Origin of the sequence: Gordonia sp. AC31 (assembly GCF_031844505.1) — a bacterium.
Taxonomy (GTDB): domain Bacteria; phylum Actinomycetota; class Actinomycetes; order Mycobacteriales; family Mycobacteriaceae; genus Gordonia; species Gordonia hongkongensis.
The window spans coordinates 1-4,144 of record NZ_JAUZVK010000058.1 but is presented as its reverse complement, the minus strand read 5'-3'; the positions used below and the strand labels follow the sequence as shown (position 1 = coordinate 4,144).

Annotated in this window: 3 protein-coding genes; 1 reads left to right on the top strand and 2 read right to left on the bottom strand. The window is 66.7% G+C overall.

The window, feature by feature from the left end; genetic code table 11:
• Window positions 1–61 precede the first annotated feature (61 nt).
• Window positions 62–859: an SDR family oxidoreductase gene (locus Q9R39_RS24410; protein ID WP_058253420.1), complete on the top strand. Its 798-nt coding sequence runs from the start codon at window positions 62–64 to the stop codon at window positions 857–859.
• Between the two features lie 21 nt (window positions 860–880).
• Here the strand turns inward: Q9R39_RS24410 and Q9R39_RS24405 are convergent, their stop codons facing one another.
• A complete protein-coding gene (locus Q9R39_RS24405) occupies window positions 881–1,840 on the bottom strand; it encodes a phosphotriesterase (RefSeq protein ID WP_058253421.1) in 960 nt (319 codons plus the stop codon).
• A gap of 123 nt (window positions 1,841–1,963) precedes the next feature.
• Complete coding sequence (locus Q9R39_RS24400) at window positions 1,964–3,403, bottom strand: cytosine permease (protein ID WP_058253433.1); 1,440 nt, start codon at window positions 3,401–3,403, stop codon at window positions 1,964–1,966.
• Window positions 3,404–4,144 lie beyond the last annotated feature (741 nt).

Genomic DNA, 4,144 nt, shown 5'->3' with positions numbered 1-4,144 from the left:
GGGATTTCGCCCTCGCGTCTGGTAACTCTGGACCCCACACATCGGCGATCGAAGGAGATCCATGGACGTCGCAGGCAAGGTGGCCATCGTCACGGGTGGCGGTGCGGGTATCGGCGCGGCGATCGCGCATGCGCTGGTCGATGCGAGCGCGAGGGTCGTCGTCACCGATCTCGACGAGTCCGGCGCCCTGGCCGTCGCCGACTCACTGGGGGATTCGACGACCGCGATCGGCGGCGACGCCTCATCCGACGAGCACATCGACGCCGCGGTTCGGCTGGCGGAGAACACGTTCGGCCCGGTCGATCTCTACTTCGCCAATGCCGGCGTGGGTGTGGGTGGCGGTGTCGACACCGCCGAGGCGGTGTGGGATCTCACGCTGGACGTCAATCTCCGCGCCCACATCCGAGCAGCTCGGCGCCTCGTCCCGGAGTGGGTGGAACGAGGGACCGGCTACTTCGTCAGCACGGCGTCGGCCGCGGGTCTGCTCACGCAGATCGGCAATGCCCCGTACTCGGTCACCAAGCACGCGGCGGTCGGCTTCGCGGAGTGGCTCAACATCACCCACGGCGACGACGGCATCCGGGTGAGCTGCCTCTGCCCGATGGGCGTCGACACCAAACTGCTGCGGCCGGACGGTGATTCCGCCACCGAGGAGCAACGACTGATGCAGCGCGCCGTGGAGACCGCGGGCACGGTGCTCACGCCCGGGGCGGTGGCCGCGATCGTGCTCGACGCCGTCGCCGACGAACGCTTCCTGATCCTCCCCCACCCCGAGGTCCTCGAGATGTACCGGCAGAAGGGCGCCGACTACGACCGGTGGCTCCGCGGGATGCGCCGGTACCAGAGCAGCCTGCGCTGACCCTGTCGCCGTGTCGCGCCGCTACTCGAAGTAGCGTCGCGGCACGTCGACGAGCATCGTCGTGATGTCGGCCTCGCTCACCCCGCGTTCCCGTAGTGCCGGCAACACCTCTTCACTGATGTGCCGATAGTTCCACTTCGGGAGTGCCTGCTTCTTGGCCTCGTGGTCGAACCAGTCGATGAAGCAGGCGGCGTCGTGCGCGAGGGCCATGCGGTCGGCATAGCCGCGCTTGCACAGTTCGGCGGCCGTGTTCACGCGCTCGTCGAACGGCAGGAGGAGGTCGAGCCCGAAACGATCCATGCCGAGAACGGAACCGGCGTCGGCGAGTTTCATCAGGTAGTCGAGGTCGACGCTGTCTCCGGAGTGGCCGATGACGACCTTCGTCAGGTCGGCCCCTTCCTCGGCCAGGACCTTCTGGGCGACCAGTCCCGACTGACTGTGCGGATCGGTGTGCACGGTGATGGGCGCGCCGGTCTGGGCGCTGGTCTGTCCCACCGCGCGCATCACGCGCTCGACACCCGGTGTCAGTCCCTGGGATTCGATGGCGCACTTGAGGAAAGCCGCCCGCACACCGGTGTCCGCGATGCCCTCGGTGAGATCCTTCGTGAACAGGGTGACCAGCGGCTCCGGGACGTCGAAGAGCATTCCCGGTCCCGCGTAGTGGAATTGGAACGGGATGTCGTTGTAGGTGTACAACCCGGTCGCGACGACGATGTTGAGGTCTATCTGTTCGGCAATCCGCTGGATGCGTGGGATGTACCGGCCGAGACCGAGAACCGTCGGGTCGAGGATCGTGTCGATCCCGAGTTCCTTCAGTTCGGTCAGGTCGCGGACAGCTTCGGCGACCTTCTCGTCCTCGTCCCAATCGTCCTGATAGTTCTGCCGGAACTCCTCGCCGACGACGAACACATGCTCGTGCACCAACACGTTCCCGAGGTCAGCGGAATCGATCGGGCCGGTCGCGGTGTGGACGGTGGCCATGGAACCTCCTCACCAGGAGGCCGCGTTGCCTCCACTGCGCCGAACCCTAGTCGACGACCTGATGCGGCAGGCGGCTTTCGCCCGTCGTCGCCGCCGACCGCCACGGCTCTGGCGGGACGGGCTTCAGGCAGCGCGTGGCGCGGTGAGTTTCTCCATGGTCCAGTAGGAGGTGCCGGCAACGACTGCCCCGGCGAGCCACGACAGGTCGATCCCGCCCAGTGCGACCGCAACCGGCCCCTGCAGTGCCGGCAGCATCCCGTACATGAACATCCAGGTCGCGGTGACACCGAGAGCGAGTGCGACGAGGGCGGTCGGCCGGACCATCGGCAGGACGCTGTCCGCCGGTGTGGCGAACAGACTCTCGGCGTCGATCTGTTGCCGCGCGATCAGGAACCAGTGCACGAGAACAACGCTGCCCCAAGGGCTCAACCAGCCGACGATCGACACCAGCCAGAAGTCGATGGTGGTCGCGAAGTCGCTATTGAGCACGAAGTAGACGACGACCGCCATCGCCACGACGCCGATGATCAGGTTCAGCACGCGCCGGTCGACGCGGATGTCGAGCGCCTGCGTCGACACCGTGCACGTGTAGATGTTGAGGATGTTGGTCGCGAGCGGTCCGTGGATCACCAGCAACAGAACCGGCAGTGCGAGAACGCCGTAGGCGTCGACGATGATCTCACCCGGGTCGGCGGAGTCGCTCAATGTCGCCAGGGACGCACCCAGCACTCCGAGCCAGACGACCGGGATGAACTGCCCGAGTGCACTGGCGAGAAACAGCCTGCGCGACGGGACGTCCCGGGACACGAAGCGCGAGTAGTCGCCGGCGTAACCGATCCACGTCAGACCCCAGCCGATGCCGATCGCGGTCATCACCGCCGTGATCGCGCCGATGTGGGCCGATCCCGTGAGCTCCGGAGCGGTCGTCTGTCCCCAGTCGACGTCGAGGCCGACCCACGCGACGACGGTCATGACGAGCAGGATCGCGACCGTCGGAGGCACCGTCCATCGTTCGAACGCGGAGATCACCCGGTACCCGAACCACGCGATCGTCACCTGCATCCCCATGATGACCGCGGCCACGACGATCCGTGCGGCGTTGTTGTCGAGGTCCGGGTCGACGAGTCCCATCTCGCCGAGCAGCGCCATCACCAAGTCGAGAACGATCCAGGTGTTGACCGCGCACCAGCCCATGCAGACCAGGGCCTGGACGGCGGCGGGAACGTAGGCGCCGCGGCGTCCGAAGACGGCTCGCGACAGCACCATTCCGGTGACCCCGGTGCGCTGACCGATGACGACGAAGACGCCGAAGATGGTCATGCCGATGGCATTGCCGACGACGAGGACCGCCACCGTCTCCCACAGCCCGAGGCCCATCGTGACGCCGAGTGCACCCAGCACCCAGTTGATCGGCGCGATGTTCGCACCGGCCCAGATCCAGAACTGTCCGCGCACGTCATGGGTCTTCGCGGACTCGGGGATCAGTTCGAGTTCGGCCTCGGCCTGCGGGCCCGAATGGCCCGGTCCGGGTGCCGACGGGGTCGCGGCGTCGAGTGCGGTCATGGAGTCCGTCCAGGAAGTGTCGGCCCCCGATTGGGCGGGGTGCGTTCGGGCATGGCGCGCGACGATGCGCAGTGCATCCATGGTGGTCGCACCGCCCGTCGCGCGATACCTACAGAACGTTCGCACTCCTCGGGTACGGAACGGACAGAATGTCACACCTTCGGCGTTTCTCGCACAGCCAACTGGACTGTCCGGGCTTCTCGCGCTGACCGATCTGGAGGGCGATGCGTTGTTCGGCGGCGTCGGCGATGCGTAGCTGTTCTTAAGCCCGGTAGGCCAGGGCGACGTCGTGGTCGCGGCCGGTTTGGGCGTCGGCGGCCGCCGGGGTTGTGGCGCACGAGGGTTCCGAGGTCACGGCGGCATTGTCTGCAGGGGTGGCCCTGGGTGTCGGTGGGGATCGCGCAGCCGGGCAGGGCGCAGCGGGGGAAAAGTTCGGCGGTGATGGTCACGATGGTTCCTCGAGGTGGCGGGTGTGAGCGGGGCCGGGGCGCTGGGCCGCGACCGTGAGAGGTCGCGGCCCACCGCTGGACGGGGTCTAGTCGGGTGGCACGTCGACGGCATCGGTGTCCCCGGCGATGACCTTCTCGACGTCGGAGAGGGTGTACTCGTTCCGCAGGATCAGCTTGGAGAACGCCTCGACGGCCGAACGGTTCGTGATTGCTCCACAGTTTCGTCATTGATGACGAAATGACCTGATTTTCTCCAAGATTCGCCGATAACCTACGTTATGACATAATTCCC

Bases quoted from the DNA above. Each gene is read 5' to 3' on its own strand.
- Q9R39_RS24400 (WP_058253433.1), bottom strand. From the start codon at position 3,403: ATGACCGCACTCGACGCCGCGACCCCGTCGGCACCCGGACCGGGCCAT.
- Q9R39_RS24405 (WP_058253421.1), bottom strand. From the start codon at position 1,840: ATGGCCACCGTCCACACCGCGACCGGCCCGATCGATTCCGCTGACCTC.
- Q9R39_RS24410 (WP_058253420.1), top strand. From the start codon at position 62: ATGGACGTCGCAGGCAAGGTGGCCATCGTCACGGGTGGCGGTGCGGGT.